The following is a 20,038-nucleotide window of genomic DNA, read 5'->3' as shown; positions in this document are numbered from 1 at the left end:
TATAAATTGAGTTGGTTTATTTTTTTTCTGGCATCAACATTCCAATTACTTTATCTTTTGTAAGATATTTTTTTGCAATATCTTGAATATCCTTAGCCGTTACTGCATTTACAGTTTCTTCAAATTTCAAGACTTCTTCAGCGCTACTTCCATTGGTGTATGATCTAGTGAAATTAGACAACCAATATCTGTTTTCTTTACTATCTTTTCTGAAATCAGCTAATTCTCCTTCTTTAAATTTAGCCACATCTTTTTCATCTGGTCCTTTATCGATAATATTTTGAAGTTCTTTTAAAGCAGAAGCTGTCAATTTTTCAGCATTATCTGGTCCACATGGGAAACCAATTGTAAAACTGTACGATCCATTTGGAACTTTATTCATGCTTCCTCTTGCAGAAACACCATAAACACCGCTTTCATTTTCACGCAATTGCTCGATTAGTTTTATAGTCAAAACTTCTCCTAATGCTTGCATACTCATCGCATCTTTTGCAGAATATTTTGCATCTCCATAATACATGATCGTTACGTTACTTTTAGGATCTGTTCCTTTATTAACGACTTTTTTCAAATCTCCTTTTAGCATTCTATAACCTAAATCTACGGCTTTCTCTTTTTTATCAGTCGCAGGTAAAGACGCTAAATATTTAATAGAATACGCTTCCATAGTTTTATCATCAATGTTTCCAACGAAATAAAACTCAAAATCAGCAGCATTGGCAAAACGCTCTTTGTATTTTTTGTACGCTAATGCATAATCTGTTTCTCCCCAAGTTTTTTCAGAAGGAATCAATCCATTAAATCTAGGATTCTCTTTATTCAAATACGTATAAAACTCTTGTTGAAAATAAAAACTAGGTTGTGAAGCCATATTGTTAAAGAAAGCCGATTGCTTTTGTTTGTAGCCTTCAAAAGCGGTCACATCCATATTTAAATCTGTGAAATACGCATGCGTCATTTGGAACAAATATTCTAAATCCTTCGGAGTAGAATTTCCTCTTAAACCTTCAGTACTTCCACCTATATATGGATTTACTCTTGCTATTTTACCCGTCATGAATTTATTGATATCGTTCAATTTCAATCCTGAGAATCCGGCTTCCGCCAAGGCTCCGTTAGCAAATTGAACTTTTTTCATATCCTCATTAGAGTATAAATTAGTTCCTCCAAGACTCACTGCCTCAAAAAGAACCTCATCATTTTTGAAATCTGTATTCTTATACGTTACTTTCACACCATTGGACAATACTAATGTTTTTGTTCCAATTTTAGCATTGCTTTCACGACTAACAATTGTACCTGGTTTAACTTCGTTTCTTATCAAACTTGTCGCAACTGCAGCATCTTCATAAGGCTTAATATCATCAGTATTAATTTTCAAAGCATCAAGAACTTGTTGTTCTGTAACTTTTTTCAAACCTTCTTTTTCAGGGCCAGTAAGAATAATGACACGGTTGTCTTCTTTTACGTAATCTTTAATTAAGCTATTTACATCCTTTAAATCAATCAAAGGCATCAATTGTTTCATGGTTTGATACGTCCATTCAATTCCGGGAACTGGTTCTTTTTCTAAGAAATTAGCTTGGTATTCTCCAACAAAATTTACTGAATTCGTTTTATCTCTGTCGTTGTATGCTTTTTCAATAGAAGCAAGAAATTCTAATTTTGAACGATCTAATTCACCTTGTGTAAATCCAAATTTCTTAGCTCTTTCATTTTCAGTTATCAATACTTTCAAAGCACTTAATTGCTTATCTTCTTGAGACATAGCCACAGACTGATATGCTTTTTTATTTCTGGCAAAAGTTCCGCCATAATACGAATATCCATAGGTAAATGGAGGTGTAGATGAATTTGTAAGTTCATCCAATCGCGTATTTAAAAGCGTAGAGAACAATCCTTCAACAATGTAATTTTTGAAATCTCCAATATTTACGATAGGTTTTGGAGCTCCATAATCTTTGTAAATCAATTGTACTTGAGCACTTGAAGCTTCTTTATCACTTTCAACAGCTACAAAAGTTTCCTTGTGATTAGGAACGTCATAAAATTTTCTAGGTTTTTCTTTGGCTGGATTTTTATAACTTGAAAAATGAGAAATGATTTTCTTCTCCATTTCTGCTACGTCAATATCACCAACAACAATTACGCTCATTAAATTTGGACGATACCAATCTTTATAGAAATTAATTAACGATTGGTGTTTAAATTTCTCTAAAATTTCTTTTTGACCAATTGGCAAACGCTCTGCATAGTGTGACTCATGCATCATTTTTGAAATGTAGCGACCCAACATTCTTTTTTGAGCACCTAAACCCAATCTGTATTCTTCTAAAACTACGCCTCTTTCTTTATCGATTTCTTCTGGTGTCAAAACCGTGTTAAAAGCCCAGTCTTCAATAATTTGAAATCCTTTTTCTAATTTTTCAGGACTGTCAGATGGAATTGGTAAAAAATAAACCGTTTCATCAAAACTGGTATACGCATTTAAGTGTTGCCCAAACTTTACACCAATACTTTGCAAATAATCAACTAATTGATTTTTAGGAAAGCGCTTGGTTCCATTAAAACACATGTGCTCCATAAAGTGAGCCAATCCTTGTTGGTCATTCTCCTCAAGGATAGAACCAGCATTGACAACCAGCCTAAGATCTACTTTTTTTTCTGGTTTGGCATTTTTCTTGATGTAATAGGTTAAGCCATTTTCAAGCTTACCTGTTTTTACGCTAGGATCAAAAGGAATTGCTTTTGAGTAATCCATTTGCTGTGCAAAAACAGCAAAAGGAAACAGCATGATCCCGAATACTAAATTGTTGATTTTTTTCATAAGGTTAGATATATTTGAAGTAAAAATAATAAGATAACTCCTAACTTTTAAAAATATTGTATTTTAATTAACAGAAATTACATACAAAATATATTTACTCTTTGAATTACATTATCGGATAAAAACGGGGAGTATTCCTTATATTTACAAAATCTTTAAGCGCTGCAAAATGATAAAATCTTTTTTTAAAATAGTCTTCTTTTTTCTTTTTGTATTCACAGCTAATTCTTCCTCTGCACAAGCAGAAAAAGAAGTAGCCGCGCCTTACAATATCAAAACGATTTCTTTTTTACAGAGTGATCGAAATGTGATTCCAATTTTTAAATTAGGAGAAGGATTTCAATTGCAGTTTGATGACCTTTTTGGCAATGAAGCCAATTATTACTACGAAATAATCCATTGCGATTACAACTGGGTTCCTTCTGGAATTCCAAAAAACGAATATTTAGAAGGTTTTGACAATCAAAGAATCCAAAATTACACTAATTCCTTTAATACATTACAAATCTATTCGCACTACAAATTATCAATTCCCAATCAGTTTACACAGCAGTTGCGAATCAGCGGAAATTATATCATTAAAGTTTTAGACGAAAATAAAGAAGTGGTATTTTCCAGAAAATTCATTTTAAGTGAAGATCTTGTTACGGTTCCAATGCAGGTGAAGCGAGCACGAACAGTCAGCAATATAGAACTGAAACACAATTTAGAATTCTCTATAAAATCAAGCGTAATTACATTTCAAAATCCAATGAAGAACGTTAAAGTAGTCTTACTTCAAAACGGACAATTTAACACTGCCATAAAAAATGTGGTCCCACAATATACCATTGGAAATGACTTGATTTACAAATATGACCCTGAAACACAATTTTGGGCAGGAAATGAGTTTTTGTTTTTTGAAAACAAAGACATACGATCCGCAAGTAACAACATCGCTCGTATAGATTCTAATACGGCAATTTATGGCTCTTATTTATACACCAACGGCGCACGAACAAATTTCCCTTATTCATTTACCCAAGATGTTAATGGTGATTTCGTTGTTAATAACATAAATGCCACTAATCCCGAAATCGAAGCGGATTATGTATGGGTTTATTTTAGTCTCTCTGCCCCTACTTTTAGATTGAAAAAAAATATTTATGTTGGTGGAATGTTCAATAATTATAATCTGTCCCCAGAATACAAAATGGAGTATAACTCCCAAAAGGGTATTTATGAAAAAGCAATTTTAGTCAAACAGGGATTTACAAACTATCAATATATTGTTGCTGATGACAAAGGAGTTATTGACTATGAAAATGCAATTGACGGGAATTTTTATCAAACGGAAAATGATTACACCGTACTCGTTTATTACAGAGAAAACACAGATCGATACGATAGAGTAGTTGGGAAAGGAATAGCAAATTCCTTAAATATTACCAACTAAAAAAACTTTTCAAAAATTTAGCAAAACGAGTTCAATTTTTTGTAAATTTGTCAATAATAAACACATATTCATCCATTTAATCATGGTTTCTCAAATAACAAGAGGTATAAAAATTTCAGTTTTGACTAGTTTTGAAGGAACCTACTTCAAAAACTACAAGATTCACTTTGCCTTTAGTTATGTAATCACAATTGAAAATCACAGTAAAGATTCTGTTCAGTTGATTTCTCGCCATTGGGAAATCTTTGATTCTCTAAATGCAATAGAAATAGTTGATGGAGAAGGCGTAATTGGAAAAAAACCAGTTTTAAAACCTGGTGAATTTCATACCTACAGTTCTGGCTGTTTACTTTCTTCGCCTTATGGCGCCATGAAAGGATATTTCAACATGATTAACTTCACCTCTACAAAAAACTTCAAAGTTATCGTACCTACTTTTAGGTTATGTGCGCCTTTTGCTTTGAATTAAATTACAACTCTTTTATTAGAATTTTAACTTCCAATCAGATTCTCTGATTGATGAATTATTGTTACCTTTACAGCTCAATTTTTGATTATAATTAAAATCTATTTAATATGCCAAAAGGAATTTACAACGTCCCAAAAGCGTTTAACGAAACCGTTAAGTCCTACGCTCCAGGAAGTCCGGAAAGAGAAGAAGTTCTAGCCACTTTCAATAAAATGTATAATGAAACAGTTGATGTTCCTTTATATATTGGAGGAGAAGAAATCCGTACAGGAAAAACTCAATCAATAAATCCTCCTTTCGACCACAAACACACTGTAGGACAGTATCACGAAGCTGATAAAGAACATATAGAAAAAGCCATTTCAACAGCTCTGGAAGCTAAAAAGAAGTGGGCTAATTTAGCTTGGGAACACAGAGCATCCATCTTTTTAAAAGCTGCTGAATTGCTTGCCGGACCATACCGTGCCAAAATAAATGCAGCAACTATGATTGCTCAGGCAAAAACAGTACACCAAGCTGAAATTGATGCAGCCTGTGAATTTATAGACTTTTTGCGTTTCAATGTGCAATTTATGTCTCAAATTTATGCTGAACAACCCGCTTCATCAGAAGGTGTTTGGAACAGATTAGAACACAGACCTCTTGAAGGATTTATATATGCCATCACTCCGTTTAACTTTACAGCAATTGCCGGTAATTTACCTGCAGCTCCAGCATTAATGGGGAATGTTGTAGTTTGGAAACCAAGTGCTACACAAATTTATTCTGCAAATGTAATTGTAGAGGTATTCAAACTAGCAGGTTTACCGGACGGTGTAATCAATGTAGTTTATGGAGACTCTGCCATGATTTCTGAAACGTTATTAGGAAGTCGTGATTTCGCAGGAATTCACTTTACAGGTTCAACTCGTGTTTTCAATGACATTTGGGGAAAAATTGGACAAAACATCAGCAACTACAAAACATATCCAAGAATCGTAGGAGAAACTGGAGGTAAAGATTTTGTTGTGGCGCATTCATCCGCTATTCCGGCTCAAGTTGCTACGGCACTTTCCAGAGGAGCTTTCGAATACCAAGGTCAAAAATGTTCAGCAGCTTCAAGAGCATATGTACCAAAATCTATATGGCCAGAAGTAAAAAAATTATTAGTTGCTGATTTAGCTTCTATGAAAATGGGATCGCCAGGAGACACCAATAATTTCGTTTCATCTGTAATTTCAGAAGGTTCATTTGACAAATTAGCCGGTTTTATTGACCAAGCTAAAAAAGATGCTGATGCCGAAATTATTGCAGGAGGAAATTACGACAAGTCTGTTGGTTATTTTATTGAGCCTACCGTTATCGTAACTACTAATCCAAAATACAGTACAATGGAAACCGAATTATTCGGACCAGTATTGACAATTTACGTTTACGAAGATGCTAAATGGGAAGAAACTCTTGTATTAGTAGATTCGACTTCTGAGTATGCATTGACAGGAGCTGTCTTGAGCCAAGACCGTTATGCCATTGAATATGCGATGAAAGTTTTAGAAAATGCCGCTGGTAATTTCTACATCAACGACAAACCTACAGGTGCTGTTGTAGGACAACAACCATTTGGTGGAGCTAGAGGTTCAGGAACAAATGACAAAGCAGGTTCAGTATTGAATTTATTGCGTTGGGTTTCTCCAAGAACCATCAAAGAAACATTTGTTACTCCAGAGAATTACAGATACCCGTTTTTAGGATAATAAATTAGTCGTAAAGTTCGAAATTCGAAAGTCTTAAAGAACATACAAATAGTAAAAAAGCCGAATCTAAAATTTAGATTCGGCTTTTTTATCTTTTTTCTAGTCAATTCTATCTTTCGATCTTATGACTACGATTGAAACTTCAACGGCAAATGCACTACTTTTTTGGTTTCAAAGAATTCATCTTCAAAGAAATCAGCAAGATTATATTCAGTGGCTTTTGGAAAATCCTTTAATTCTTCGGTTAAATCACCCCCTTTTAGATACAGAATTCCGTTTTTCAATTCGTGTTTGTTGTTCTTTTTGATTTTGGTTTTCACCCAAGAAACAAAATCCGGCATATTTGTTACGGCACGACTCACGATAAAGTCGAAATCTCCTTTTACATTTTCGGCACGCATTTGTTCGGCTTTTACATTTTTCAACCCCAATCCTTCGGCAACAGCCTGAACCACTTTTATTTTCTTGGCAATAACATCAATTAAATAAAAACGCGTTTCCGGAAAAAGAATCGCCAATGGAATCCCAGGAAATCCTCCGCCAGTTCCAACATCAAGAACATACGTTCCTGGTTCGAATTTTATGATTTTGGCTATTCCTAAAGAATGTAAAATATGTTTGGTGTACAAAGCATCAATATCTTTTCTCGAAATAACATTGATTTTTTCATTCCAATCATGGTATAAAAAATCCAGTTTTTCGAACTGTTCTTTCTGAATATCAGTTAAATTAGGAAAATACTTAAGAATCTCGTCCATCTATTAATTTTTTAACAAAAGTAATACTTTAGAGTTAAAATATTTATCTCAATTTTGTATATCCAAAAATTTATAATAATTACCTTTGAACTTTATTGAAAATATATGAATAATAATGCTCCAACATTTGCTAAGCAAGATAGCCTAAAGTTTTTTAGAACACTTAACTCACGGGTTAACAATTACTTCAAAGAAAACAACATCCAAAAGACCGGCAATTGGAAACTATATTTGAAAACTATAATTCTGTTTTCAGTTTTTCTAGCGCCTTATTTTTTAATTCTGACACTTGGTATGCCATTTTGGGCACATCTTCTGTTGACAATAGTTATGGGAATTGGAATGGCTGGAGTAGGAATGAATGTGATGCACGATGGAAATCATGGTTCTTATTCCAATAAAACTTGGGTCAACAAATTCATGGGTGGAACTATTTATGTTTTGGCAGGAAATGTATACAACTGGCAAGTGCAACATAATGTTTTACACCACACCTACACAAACATTCCGGGTCACGATGAGGATTTAGATGCCGGACGTGTTATCCGTTTTACTAAAGAAGCAAAATGGTATAATTTCCACCGTTTTCAGCAATATTATTCTGTATTCTTATACGGATTACTAACTTTCAACTGGGCTATCACAACTGATTTCAAACAGATGAGAAGCTACTTGAAAAGAAAATTATCTTACGGAGAAGCAAAAAGCCCAAAAATACTTTGGACGACTTTAATTATCACCAAAGTAATTTATGTTTCTATCTGGATCGTATTACCAATCGTTATTGGAATCACTTGGTGGAAAGTATTAATTGGTTTCTTCGTGATGCATTACACTGCTGGATTAATTCTAAGTGTTGTGTTCCAATTGGCACACGTTGTTGAAGAAACGACTAATCCATCTCCAAATGAATTAGGTGAAATGGACAATACTTGGGCTATTCATCAATTGTTTACCACAACTAATTTTGCTCCAAAAAACAAAATCGTTAACTGGTACACAGGCGGATTGAATCACCAAATTGAGCACCATATTTTTCCAAATATCAGCCACATCCATTATGGTAAAATTGCTAAAATTGTGAAAGAAACTGCGCAGGAATGCAACTTGCCGTATTATGAATACAAAACAATGCGAAGCGCCGTTATTGCACATTTTAAGCATTTGAAAGATTTGGGACAAAACCCTGCTCTTACTGTATAATCATAAAAAACACAACGTGTAAAGATGCTGCAGTGCATCTCTACCAACAGAATGAATTTAATAAAAACTAACTACAACCTATTAAAAAATGAATCCATTATCAGATAGAATAAACAATTTATCTACGTCTCAAACATTAGCAATGGCAGCTTTGGCCAGAGAATTAAAATCACAAGGAAAAGACATCATCAGTTTAAGCTTAGGCGAACCTGATTTCAATACGCCAGACTTTATTAAAGAAGCGGCTAAAAAAGCAATTGACGAAAATTACAGCACTTATTCTCCAGTAGAAGGATATTTAGAATTAAAAGAAGCCATCTGTAGAAAATTCAAAAGAGACAATGATTTAGAGTACAAACCGTCTCAAATTGTAGTTTCAACAGGAGCAAAACAATCGTTATACAACATTGCACAAGTAATGCTAAACGATGGTGACGAAGTGATTTTACCGGCACCTTACTGGGTTTCTTATTTCGAAATTGTAAAATTATCTGGTGGAGTTCCTGTAGAAGTTCCAACTTCTGTAGATACTGATTTCAAAATCACACCAGAACAATTAGAAGCAGCGATTACACCAAAAACAAAAATGATGTGGTTCAGTTCTCCTTGTAACCCAAGTGGATCTGTATACAGCAGAGAAGAATTAACGGCATTAGCAAAAGTATTGGAGAAATATCCAAACGTTTATGTTGTTGCTGATGAAATCTATGAGCACATCAATTTCTCAGGAACTTTTTGCAGCATCGCATCTATCCCGGGAATGTTAGAAAGAACAATTACCGTAAATGGAGTAGCAAAAGCTTTCGCCATGACAGGATGGAGAATTGGATATATTGGCGCACCAGAATTCATTGCAAAAGCATGTACAAAAATTCAAGGACAAGTAACAAGTGGTGCTAACAGCATTGCACAACGTGCTACAATTACTGCTGTTGATGCGGACCCAAGTGTTTTAAAACACATGGTTGACGCTTTCCATAGCCGTAGAGATTTAGTGGTTGGATTATTAAAAGACATTCCTGGAATCAAAATCAACGTTCCAGAAGGTGCTTTTTATGTATTCCCAGACATTTCATCTTTTTTCGGAAAAACATTAAAAGGAACTTTTATCAAAGATGCTAATGATTTCTCTATGTACCTTTTGGGCGAAGCTAATGTAGCAACTGTAACCGGTGACGCATTTGGAAACCCAGACTGTATCCGTTTCTCTTACGCAACTAGCGAAGAATTATTGAAAGAAGCCTTACGCAGAATCAAAGAAGCAGTAGCTTTATAGTCAAAAGTCATAAAGTCAAAAGTTGGAAAGTCAAAAGTTGGAAAGTCAAAAATCCAACTTCCAATATACAAACAAAGCCTCAAGATTTTCTTGGGGCTTTTTAGTATTTGAGCGTGACCACAAGGGTCGGGCTTTACGCTGCAATCTTTTTATTTCTCCGTTATCACTTCAAAAATAAAAAGGATTTTCACTTTAATCCCTCACGCAAAAAAACACTATTTTTGTTTCCGTTTTAAATTGCATTCCTAACCTTACGCAACTTTAAACTTCAAACATTAAACTTTTTTTCATGAAAATACTATTGCTAGGCTCAGGCGAATTAGGAAAAGAATTTACAATCGCTGCACAACGCATCGGACAAATCGTAATTGCGGTTGACAGTTACGAAAATGCGCCCGCCATGCAAGTTGCCCATGATTTTGAAGTTATCAATATGCTGGATGGTGACGCTTTAGATAGAATCGTTGCCAAACACAAACCTGATTTTATTGTTCCGGAAATTGAAGCCATCAGAACCGTGCGCTTTTATGATTACGAAAAGCAAGGAATTACCGTAGTTCCCTCAGCGAAAGCGGCAAACTTCACCATGAATAGAAAAGCGATTCGGGATTTGGCTGCCAAAGAATTAGGATTAAAAACCGCAAATTACCGCTATGCCACAACTGCCGATGAATTAAAAAAAGGTGTTGAAGCCGTAGGAATGCCTTGTGTCGTAAAACCATTAATGTCTTCGTCCGGAAAAGGACAATCGACGATAAAAACCGAAGCCGATATCGAAAAAGCATGGAATTATGCCGTTGAAGGTTCCCGAGGCGATGTTGTAGAAGTGATTGTGGAAGCCTTTGTAAAATTCAATTCCGAAATTACTTTATTGACCGTGGTTCAAAATAACAATCCAACATTGTTTTGCGCACCAATTGGTCATAGACAAGAAAGAGGTGATTATCAAGAAAGCTGGCAACCCACCAGAATATCCGACAAGGATTTATACGAAGCACAAGACATGGCCGAAAAAGTAACTGAAGCTTTGGGTGGCGCAGGACTTTTTGGAGTAGAATTTTTCTTGGCTGATGACGGCGTTTATTTCTCGGAATTATCACCTCGTCCGCATGATACTGGAATGGTAACATTAGCTGGAACACAAAACTTCAATGAATTCGAATTACATTTACGAGCCATTTTGAGTTTGCCTATTTTCGAAATTACATTAGAAAAAGCGGGAGCGAGTGCTGTAATTTTAGCTTCGGAAAACTCAACAAACCCGACTTATTCCGGCATCGAAAACATTGCTTCCTTACCTAAAACTGATTTCAGAATCTTTGGAAAACCAACTTCAAGACCGTATAGAAGAATGGGGGTAGCTTTAATCAATGACAGTTTAGAAACTCCAATTGAGGAAGTGGTAGAAAAAGCGAAAAAAGCAGCCAGTTTAGTTACCGTAAATTCGTAATTACTTTTTAGAAATACGAAAATCTGTTGGAGTCATTAGGGTATTTTTTTTGAATAATCGTGTAAAATAAGAATAATCATCATAGCCTAATTCCGTTGCAATTTCATTAACGGTAAACTTTTTATCCATCAGCATGCGTTTCGCTTCGAGTATAATTCTATCTGTAATTACCTCGGTTGTGGTTTTTTGCAACATTTCATTGCAAATCCTGTTCAAATGTTTTAAAGTAATAGCAAGTTGCGAAGCATAGAAAGAAGGTGCTTTTTCTTTTTTAAAATTATGTTCTAAAACCAATTCAAATGTTTTGATTTTCACATTATACGAATGGGCTTCGTGGAGATGTGTTTCACTATATTTTCTGGCAATTTCAATGTGAATGATGTCTAACAGATTCATGATTTTATCCTGTTTCAACAGCTGATTTGCCTGAGTTTCTAAAATTAAACTCTCAAAATAAGGGAGAATCAATTTCGATTCGGTTGCATCAAAAAACATTTCAGGCTTATTATCCACCGAAGAATAAAAAGGATAATCGCCAATGGTTTTTTGTCCAAAATAAAGATTATACATTTCCTGCGAATAGAAAATCACAAAACCTTCTACATCATCGGATAAATTCCAATGGTGCATTTGTCCGGGTTGCAAGAAAAACATACTTCCCGGCTGAATCGTAAATACATCAAAATCGATTTCATGTGTTCCGGAACCTTTCGTAAAAAAAACCAAAACATACGAATTATGGCGGTGTGGTTCCTCAACAAAACTATGGTCGATTAAGTGATTTTTAAAAGTATTAATATACAAATCACTATTCACTGAATTACAGTTAAACCGCTGGATGTTATAAATCGGATATTTTTTCATCTCGCTCTAAATGTCTTTATTGTGCTATAATAAGCGAATATAGAAAACATCCATGACATGAATAAGAAATACCTTTGATAAAAATAATAACGATGTCAAATTCTATTGTACACATCCTGAATAATGATTGCCCACACTGTCTTAAAGGCAAAGTTTTCAATGAAAAGAATATTTTCTTAAACATTGGATTTCCTAAAATGAACCAGTATTGCTCGAATTGCCAGTTTAAATTCGAAAAAGAACCTGGCTATTTCTTTGGCGCCATGTATGTCAATTATGGTTTAACAGTAGCGCAAGGTATAGCGACATATGCTGTAGCGCAATTCTTCTTTACCGAAAATTTTGATTTGAGAATCATTCCAATTATTGCTGTTGTCATTATTGCAATGTCTTCTTTCAACATTCGTTTTTCCAGATTATTGTGGATTTATATGTTTAAAAATTATTCGATATAAAAAAACTAGTATCTTAGCTGAAGTAAAAAATTTAATCATTTATGAAAAAGTTACTATACTTAGCTATTTTGTTCTCTGCAACACTTGCAAGCGCTCAGGATAAGAAAGAAGAACCAAAAAAACCTCAAATTGTAGAAGCTTCATGCGGACAATGCCAATTTGGGATGGAAGGACACGGTTGCGAATTAGCCGTTCGCATTGACGGAAAATCCTATTTTGTTGACGGAAGTTCTATCGACTCTCATGGTGATGCGCATGCCAGCGATGGTTTTTGTTCTGCCATTAGAAAAGCGGAAGTGGTTGGTAAAGTGGTTGACAATAAATTCAAAGTCACCTCATTCAAATTACTGCCAAAAAAATAAAAAAAGGGCCTAAAGAAATTTCTTTAGGCCCTTTTTAATTATTTCGTTTTCATGCTCATTTTCAGATTGATATTCTCAAAACTCGAAACATCAATTACTTCTTCTAAGTCTACATCAAAAGAAATTTTTATACTGTCACCCACCATTGTTACGGGCAATTGATTGGATATTTGTGAAGAACCCACAAAAATATTAGGATAATCTTTGACTTTAAAATAATAAAAACTATTTCCGTTTTTAACATCATTCTGGATTCGGGTTACCACTGATTTCAGCGATTTTTTATTGGAAACACTGTTCGGATTTATTTTATTATCAGCCATATTATAGACGTTTTTAAATGAAGTCAACGTTTCTCGCATCGTATTGCCTACGCCCACAATCGTATAATCTGAGATGGCAACCATCGCAAACATTTTAACTAATCCACCGTCATCTTTAAGCGTCATTACATAGGTGGGAATATTGTTGATATTGTACGGAATAGGCAACGAAGCCTTATAACCTTTTTCCTGAACTTTCCCTTGTGCTGAACTCTGAGCTGCAAATTCTGTTGCGCCACCTTGCTTATAAAAGGTAATTTCTTTGGTTCTGGTATCCACCAATACAAAGCCTACCGCAGATTCTTCTTTCCCCACCGAAGTCAATCCCGTATACCAATAGGATTTATTGTCTTTTCCGTACACCAGCGTCAATCCTTCCGTGATTTGAAGTTTATCCGCATTAGAAAAATTCCAATACCCGTGAACATATTCTCCCCAATCGTTCAATTGATCTTCTATGAAATCCAAAGGCTGAATTCGATCTACCCATTTTGGTGTTTCAGCAATCGAATATTCATTTATAGCTCCAGATTGGGCATCAACAACAATAACACCAGTCGCTTCTTTTCCTGAGAAACCAATTTTTTTCACATATTTAGTGACAATCCAAAATGGATTTCCAGCATCATCAATTTCAAAACTAAAATCAGCCAAACCAACCGTAGCGTTTCCATTAAAATAAACATGTCTATGAATATCACTTTGAAAATAAGCCCCTTGCTGGTACTTAATCTTAATGGCTTTCCCTCCTACACTCTGAACTAATTTCACATCGCGTTCATTGGTTGCAGAAACCATAACATATCCCGCAGTTCCTTCTTGGTTATTGAACCATTTTAAAAAACCAGAATGCAATAATGGAGCAACCCAATACAAGTTGTCATTTACTTTTTGGATACAAAAATCCCCTAATTCTACCTGACTTCCCAAAGCTGGTTGTGAACCTAATATTTTTTCACCCAAAAGATGCGCTAACTCCTCATCGACCACACGGATTTTATCAATAGAAATTGGAGCAATATGATTGGTTATTTTTTGACCGTTTTTAACCTCACCTATTAATTTTTGGTACGAATCGCTTCTGAACATTTTTAAGCTTGTTACAAAAGGAAGCGCGATACAATACACTAAAAGTATTCCTGCCAGAATATACAAAACCTTGCTCGGTCTTGAAATAATCTTGACTTGCTTCGTTTGCTGTGAAACTGTAAGTCCCAAAGAAAATAAAATCCCAAGAATAACTAATAACAACAAAACAATAGCAAAACCCGTAAATCCATAATTAATTACCGGCAGGTTGATATAAAAAAGGAAAAATCCAAAAAGGAGTAAGAAAACAATGGAGAATATTTTTTTCATAAAGCTGTTTATTTTTATACTTCATTAGTAACCAAGAAACAAAAAATGTTACAAAACAAAACCCTAATAAATTAATAATGAAGCCTAAAAACAATTCTACGATTTGGATATAAAAACACAAAATGAAACTTTCAACAAATTATAAGATTTTGTTAATATTAGTTTAGCAGCTGTATTTTGGAAAAAAAATAAAAGTTTAAACATTAGATTTGTAGAAATAGTAATGTTAATGAAGTTATTAATCGTTGAAGATGAACCTAATCTTTCGTCAATTATCCGCAAAGGGTTTTCAGAAAAAAATCATGAAGTAAGTGTTGCACTTGATGGTACCACAGCGTTAGATTTACTCTCTAATCATAATTTTGATGTGGTGATTCTAGACGTAATGCTACCTGACATCAATGGTATTGAAATTTGCAGACGTTTGAGAGCTGCTAAAAACTTTGTTCCCATTTTGCTATTAACTGCATTGGGAAGTACTGAAAATATAATAAACGGATTGAATTCCGGAGCCGATGACTACTTATTAAAACCGTTCAAATTCCTTGAACTTGACGCAAGAGTCAATGCCCTTTCCAGAAGAGCCGGTCAAATACAAAAACCAAATGAAATCATCACTATTGCCGATCTTCAAATTAATTCAAAAACAAAATCGGTAACCAGAAATGGAGATTCCATTATATTAACAGCCAAAGAATTTAAACTCTTACATTATTTAGCCATCAACTCTGAGAATATTTTATCCCGCGAACAACTTTTAGACAATGTTTGGGACATTAATTTTGACATGAATACCAATGTAATTGATGTCTACATTAACTATTTGAGAAAAAAAATTGACAAACCGTACGACACTAAATTAATTCACACCATGAAAGGCTTGGGTTATGTACTGAAACCATAAAAAATGCAGATTAAGAAAAAAATTACCTTTACCTATATTGCGCTTTCAACCCTCAGCACCCTTTTATTGAGTTTGGTGGTTTTCTTTTTGTTCAAACAAAATAATCAATATCATTTTTTGAAACGATTACAAGATAGGGCTAAAATTGTAGCATCTATTCATTATCAAAATGACCCAGTAAAAACCCGTTATTTCAAAGAATTTAAAGCAAATGGACTGGAAGAACTGATTGATGAACAAGATTTTGTTCTTAAAGTCAGTGGGAAAAATACATTTGAATACAATACCAATCTTGATTTACCAGCTGATTTTTATACAAAAGTAATGGCTAATGGTTCTAATTGGATTGAAAACAGCAATCGTTATTTTTATGCCCAGACTTTTACGGAATCCAATCAAAAATATATCGTAATCATCACCGCAATAGACCGAAGGGGAAATGTCAGCAGCATTTACATTATTCAAATTCTCTTTTTTGGAGGATTGGCTTTTGTATTATTGGCTTATTTTCTTGGTAGATTTTTGGCAAGAAGAGTGATCAATCCAGTAGCCCGAATTACGGATGAAGTAAAAATAATAAGCGCATCAAACCTTCACAATAGACTTCCCGAGACCAACAGCACTGATGAAATTGCCGATTTGACAAAGACATTTAACAACATGCTGGACCGTCTGGAAACCTCCTTTGAAATCCAGGCAAACTTCATCAATAATGCTTCTCATGAGCTAAAAACACCCGTGACAACTATTATTGCCGAAGCAGAAATCATGCTTTTAAAAGAACGAAATGTTTCGGAATATATCTCTTCATTAGAAAACATTCACAGTCAGGCATCAAGATTAGGAGATCTTACGGAAAGTCTTTTGAAACTGACACAAACTGGTTATGACGGTAAAAAACAATTATTAGATATTGTCAGGATTGATGAACTTCTAATGGATGTAAAATCAGATGTTGATAAAATTTACCCCAATAACAGAGTAACGATCAAGATCAAGAAAATCCCGACTGACCCAAGTTTTCTGGAAATCCCTTGTAACAAATCCTTACTGGAACTTTCATTGAATAACATTATCGCTAATGGTGTCAAATATTCTGATAACGAGACTGTTTTTGTTACTTTATTCGTAAACAGTTCAAGCATCAAAATTTCTATTACTGATATTGGCATTGGTATTCCGGCAGAAGATATTCCACATCTTTATGAGCCGTTTTTTCGGGGCAAAAAAGCATCAAAATACAATGGTTATGGATTAGGGCTTCCTCTAGCCATGAAAATAATCAGGATGCACAATGGAGAACTTCAAATACAATCTGAACCCGACAAAGGCACTATTGTAAATATTACTTTTAATACCGCCAAGATTAGAAATTCTAATGTGAATTCTTAGAATATTCTAATTTTAATTTAAGATTGCTATAAACTGGGTACTGTTATTTTGTATGTATAAATAAATCAAATTTAATACATATGAAAAATATTCTTATCCCATCGACATTACAAAGTGACACCATCAATGCGGTAAAAACTGCTATAAACTCATCTAATGGTACTCAATGCCAGCTCGTATTGATGTTACTTGCAGATATTCCTGACACCTTTTCTTCTGCCAGTTTATTAAGAAACATCAATAAAGGTTTAAGCACTTCGCAAGAAAATGTTTTGCAGATGTGCCGACAAATTATTTCAGAATCTAAAAATTGCAGCTTAAAAATTCACCATCAATATGGTATTTCTTCTCCTGTTTTTAAAAATCTAATGGAGCATTTTACTATTGGACTAACTATTATTACACCTTCTTTTAAAGCTTCAAAAAAGAAAATCAACACTTATTGTGTCCAAATTATTTCTAACAGCAAATGCCCCATTTTACATACAAACGCAAACTTTGAAGAAGAAATCTTAAGCCAAGCATTGTATATTAAAAATTCAGATTCAAACCTTCATGCGGAAGATCTGCAAACGTACATTAATACAATTCTTTCCTTGAAAATTGTAGGTGAAACCAAAACAAACGAAAACAAACCTTTTTTGACGGATACGATATCAAAAAACAACATTGATATTTTGATTGAAACCAGAAAACCTAAAAAATTAAAATTACTTAAAACAGAAAAAAAAGCACTTAACGAAACCTTAGGCCTGCCTGTTCTTTCTCTATACGAAGAGATTTCTTAGTAAAATAAATAATTGTTTAAAATTTAAACCTAAAACATATGTTACTAAAAAAGAAAATTCCCATGAAATATGTGCTGGGTAAGATAAAAACTGAATTGACATTGGTGATTCTGTTTTGTATTGCATTTGAAATTTTTCATTATTTTTTCAAAACAGCTTCTGTTAATATTCCTATCGCAATCCCTACTATTATTGGTACTATTATTTCATTATTATTGGCCTTCAAATCCAACCAAGCTTATGACCGTTGGTGGGAAGCAAGAATAATATGGGGCTCAATTGTAAATGATTCCAGAACATTATTACGCCAAATTATTATCTTTTATAACGACCCTAATTTCTCCGTAGAGGCAAACGATTTCAAGGAAAAATTCGCAAAAAGACAAGCTGCTTGGTGTTACAGTCTTGGACAAGCACTTCGAGAAAAAGATCCTATTAAACCAATAAGAGATTTACTAGACGAAGATGAGTTACGCTTTGTAAAAAAACATAAACATGTACCAAATGCCATTTTAATGCTGCACGCCAAAGATTTAAAAAAAGCACTTAATGCGGATAAAATTAATGTTTACCAACAAGTAGAAATAGACAATACATTATCGCGACTGTGTGATTCAATGGGCAAATGTGAGCGTATAAAAAACACCATTTTCCCAACAACATATAGCATGTACATTCGATTTGCGCTGTGTTTATTTATAATTCTATTGCCTTTTGGATTAATTAACATTATTGGCTGGCTTCAAATTCCATTGGTGACAACCATTGCCGCAGCTTTTTTCTTAATCGAAAAAATGGCCATTCATTTGCAAGATCCATTTGAAAACAGACCTACAGATACTCCTGTAAGTGCGATTTCGAATACAATTGAAAAAAACCTTATGCAAATGGTTAACGAATATCGAGATGAATTTGATGAAGAACTACCAGTTTATGGAGCAAAAGCACATCATATACAACCTTTAAACAATGCTTATTTCGTTCTTTAGTTTTTGATTTTGGTGAAAATCCACTCATTAATTTGAGTGGATTTTTTTTTGGATTGAATCTACTATTTTATAAATGGACCAACCCTTCAATAGAAAAAGGAACCCTAACAGATAGTTTCAAATACCGCAAAAAATAGTATTTTTGCATTCCGATTGATACTAATATTTCAATCCTTACATTTTTCAATCTTTAAATTAGACACATGAAAGCATACGTATTTCCAGGTCAAGGCGCACAATTCACAGGAATGGGTAAAGACTTATATGAAAATTCTGCTCTTGCAAAAGAATTATTCGAGAAAGCAAACGAAATTTTAGGTTTCCGCATCACAGACATCATGTTTGAAGGAACTGCCGAGGAATTGAAAGAAACCAAAGTTACTCAACCAGCAGTTTTCTTGCATTCTGTGATTTTGGCAAAAACGCTTGGTGAAGATTTCAAACCAGAAATGGTAGCGGGACATTCATTGGGTGAATTTTCAGCTTTAGTAGCAAATGGCGCTTTGTCTTTTGAAGACGGATTAAAACTGGTTTCACAAAGAGCCTTGGCAATGCAAAAAGCCTGCGAAATAAAACCATCTACAATGGCAGCAGTTTTAGGGTTGGCTGACAATATCGTAGAAGAAGTTTGCGCTTCTATCGACGGAATTGTAGTAGCTGCAAATTACAACTGCCCAGGACAATTAGTGATTTCAGGAGAAACATCAGCAGTAGAAAAAGCATGTGAAGCGATGAAAGCCGCTGGTGCAAAACGCGCATTATTGTTACCTGTTGGAGGTGCTTTTCACTCTCCAATGATGGAGCCGGCTCGTGAAGAACTGGCTGCAGCTATTGAAGCAACTACGTTTTCTGCTCCTATTTGTCCGGTATATCAAAATGTAACGGCAAGCGCAGTTTCAGATCCGGCCGAAATCAAGAAAAACCTAATCATTCAATTGACAGCTCCAGTAAAATGGACACAATCTGTACAACAAATGATAAAAGACGGAGCAACTTTATTTACTGAAGTAGGTCCTGGAAAAGTATTAGCAGGATTGATTGGAAAAATTGATAAAGAAGCAGTTACTGCGAATGCATAATTAGCATTTAGTGTTCAAAATAGTATCCTCATAAACTCTTGTTTATGAGGATTTTTTTTATCTTTATAAAATGAGTTAAAATCAATTTTAATTTTTAAAATGAAAAAAATGAAAAAAGCACTTTTAGGATTAGCATATATTGCAACTTTAATGACTTCTTGCAAAAAAGAAACAAAAGACGAAGTAAAAGAGGCTACCGAAGCCGTTGGTAATGAAATGGAAGAAGCTATAGACACAGCAGCTGTAAAAGTGGATGCTGCAGCTGATTCTACCAAGGTTAAAGCAGGAGAAGTTCTTGAAAAAGGAGCTGACAAAATGAATCAAGCCGCTGAAAAATTGAAAGAAGCAGCAAAAAAATAATTTTAAAAAAAG

The 20,038-nt window shown here is 34.3% G+C and carries 18 protein-coding genes; 14 read left to right on the top strand and 4 right to left on the bottom strand.

What is annotated here, in order from left to right:
- Positions 1–16 precede the first annotated feature (16 nt).
- Positions 17–2,827 (bottom strand): pitrilysin family protein, encoded by a 2,811-nt coding sequence (locus CLV00_RS06735; protein WP_099714407.1) that lies wholly within the window; start codon positions 2,825–2,827, stop codon positions 17–19.
- A gap of 169 nt (positions 2,828–2,996) precedes the next feature.
- Between CLV00_RS06735 and CLV00_RS06730 the strand changes: the two genes are divergently transcribed.
- The 3 genes from CLV00_RS06730 (at position 2,997) to pruA (ending at position 6,464) form a co-directional block, all read left to right on the top strand.
- Positions 2,997–4,262, top strand: coding sequence for a DUF5103 domain-containing protein (locus CLV00_RS06730; RefSeq protein WP_099714406.1), 1,266 nt, complete (start codon positions 2,997–2,999; stop codon positions 4,260–4,262).
- Positions 4,263–4,344: 82 nt separating this feature from the next.
- Positions 4,345–4,731 (top strand): Co2+/Mg2+ efflux protein ApaG, encoded by a 387-nt coding sequence (gene apaG, locus CLV00_RS06725; RefSeq protein ID WP_099714405.1) that lies wholly within the window; start codon positions 4,345–4,347, stop codon positions 4,729–4,731.
- A gap of 107 nt (positions 4,732–4,838) precedes the next feature.
- Positions 4,839–6,464 carry an L-glutamate gamma-semialdehyde dehydrogenase gene (gene pruA, locus CLV00_RS06720; RefSeq protein WP_099714404.1) on the top strand — a complete coding sequence of 542 codons (1,626 nt, stop codon included), beginning with the start codon at positions 4,839–4,841 and terminating at the stop codon, positions 6,462–6,464.
- Positions 6,465–6,592: 128 nt separating this feature from the next.
- Here the strand turns inward: pruA and rsmG are convergent, their stop codons facing one another.
- Positions 6,593–7,222, bottom strand: a complete 630-nt coding sequence (gene rsmG, locus CLV00_RS06715) for a 16S rRNA (guanine(527)-N(7))-methyltransferase RsmG (protein WP_099714403.1) — start codon at positions 7,220–7,222, stop codon at positions 6,593–6,595.
- Between the two features lie 105 nt (positions 7,223–7,327).
- Between rsmG and CLV00_RS06710 the strand changes: the two genes are divergently transcribed.
- From CLV00_RS06710 to purT, 3 genes are all read left to right on the top strand, one after another.
- Complete coding sequence (locus CLV00_RS06710) at positions 7,328–8,425, top strand: acyl-CoA desaturase (protein ID WP_099714402.1); 1,098 nt, start codon at positions 7,328–7,330, stop codon at positions 8,423–8,425.
- 88 nt (positions 8,426–8,513) lie between these two features.
- Positions 8,514–9,701, top strand: a complete 1,188-nt coding sequence (locus CLV00_RS06705; RefSeq protein WP_099714401.1) for a pyridoxal phosphate-dependent aminotransferase — start codon at positions 8,514–8,516, stop codon at positions 9,699–9,701.
- 289 nt (positions 9,702–9,990) lie between these two features.
- Positions 9,991–11,151, top strand: a complete 1,161-nt coding sequence (gene purT / locus CLV00_RS06700) for a formate-dependent phosphoribosylglycinamide formyltransferase (RefSeq protein ID WP_099714400.1) — start codon at positions 9,991–9,993, stop codon at positions 11,149–11,151.
- On the opposite strand, the gene CLV00_RS06695 is transcribed toward purT, so the two are convergent.
- A complete protein-coding gene (locus CLV00_RS06695) occupies positions 11,152–12,015 on the bottom strand; it encodes an AraC family transcriptional regulator (protein ID WP_099714399.1) in 864 nt (287 codons plus the stop codon).
- A 92-nt stretch (positions 12,016–12,107) separates the two neighbouring features.
- Here CLV00_RS06695 and CLV00_RS06690 point away from each other — a divergent pair, with 92 nt between their 5' ends.
- Together CLV00_RS06690 and CLV00_RS06685 are read left to right on the top strand one after the other, a co-directional pair.
- The gene (locus CLV00_RS06690; RefSeq protein ID WP_099714398.1) at positions 12,108–12,470 is read left to right on the top strand and encodes a DUF983 domain-containing protein; all 363 of its coding nucleotides are present in this window, start codon (positions 12,108–12,110) and stop codon (positions 12,468–12,470) included.
- A gap of 41 nt (positions 12,471–12,511) precedes the next feature.
- Complete coding sequence (locus CLV00_RS06685; protein WP_099714397.1) at positions 12,512–12,832, top strand: DUF6370 family protein; 321 nt, start codon at positions 12,512–12,514, stop codon at positions 12,830–12,832.
- A 38-nt stretch (positions 12,833–12,870) separates the two neighbouring features.
- Here CLV00_RS06685 and CLV00_RS06680 read toward each other — a convergent pair whose 3' ends face one another.
- Complete coding sequence (locus tag CLV00_RS06680) at positions 12,871–14,514, bottom strand: hypothetical protein (protein WP_099714396.1); 1,644 nt, start codon at positions 14,512–14,514, stop codon at positions 12,871–12,873.
- Between the two features lie 229 nt (positions 14,515–14,743).
- On the opposite strand from CLV00_RS06680, the gene CLV00_RS06675 reads away from it, so the two are divergent.
- The 6 genes from CLV00_RS06675 (at position 14,744) to CLV00_RS06650 (ending at position 20,026) form a co-directional block, all read left to right on the top strand.
- Positions 14,744–15,418: a response regulator transcription factor gene (locus tag CLV00_RS06675; protein ID WP_099714395.1), complete on the top strand. Its 675-nt coding sequence runs from the start codon at positions 14,744–14,746 to the stop codon at positions 15,416–15,418.
- A 3-nt stretch (positions 15,419–15,421) separates the two neighbouring features.
- Positions 15,422–16,810 carry a HAMP domain-containing sensor histidine kinase gene (locus tag CLV00_RS06670; protein ID WP_099714394.1) on the top strand — a complete coding sequence of 463 codons (1,389 nt, stop codon included), beginning with the start codon at positions 15,422–15,424 and terminating at the stop codon, positions 16,808–16,810.
- An 80-nt stretch (positions 16,811–16,890) separates the two neighbouring features.
- The gene (locus CLV00_RS06665; RefSeq protein WP_099714393.1) at positions 16,891–17,598 is read left to right on the top strand and encodes a hypothetical protein; all 708 of its coding nucleotides are present in this window, start codon (positions 16,891–16,893) and stop codon (positions 17,596–17,598) included.
- A gap of 38 nt (positions 17,599–17,636) precedes the next feature.
- Positions 17,637–18,587, top strand: a complete 951-nt coding sequence (locus tag CLV00_RS06660; protein WP_099714392.1) for a bestrophin family protein — start codon at positions 17,637–17,639, stop codon at positions 18,585–18,587.
- A 203-nt stretch (positions 18,588–18,790) separates the two neighbouring features.
- Entirely contained in the window at positions 18,791–19,666 is an 876-nt protein-coding gene (gene fabD / locus CLV00_RS06655) for an ACP S-malonyltransferase (protein ID WP_099714391.1), read from the top strand.
- Positions 19,667–19,774: 108 nt separating this feature from the next.
- Positions 19,775–20,026 carry a hypothetical protein gene (locus tag CLV00_RS06650; RefSeq protein WP_099716263.1) on the top strand — a complete coding sequence of 84 codons (252 nt, stop codon included), beginning with the start codon at positions 19,775–19,777 and terminating at the stop codon, positions 20,024–20,026.
- The last annotated feature ends 12 nt before the right edge of the window (positions 20,027–20,038 follow it).

It is taken from the genome of Flavobacterium sp. 11 (genome assembly GCF_002754315.1).
GTDB lineage: Bacteria > Bacteroidota > Bacteroidia > Flavobacteriales > Flavobacteriaceae > Flavobacterium > Flavobacterium algoritolerans.
This window is presented reverse-complemented; position numbering and strand designations above follow the sequence as displayed.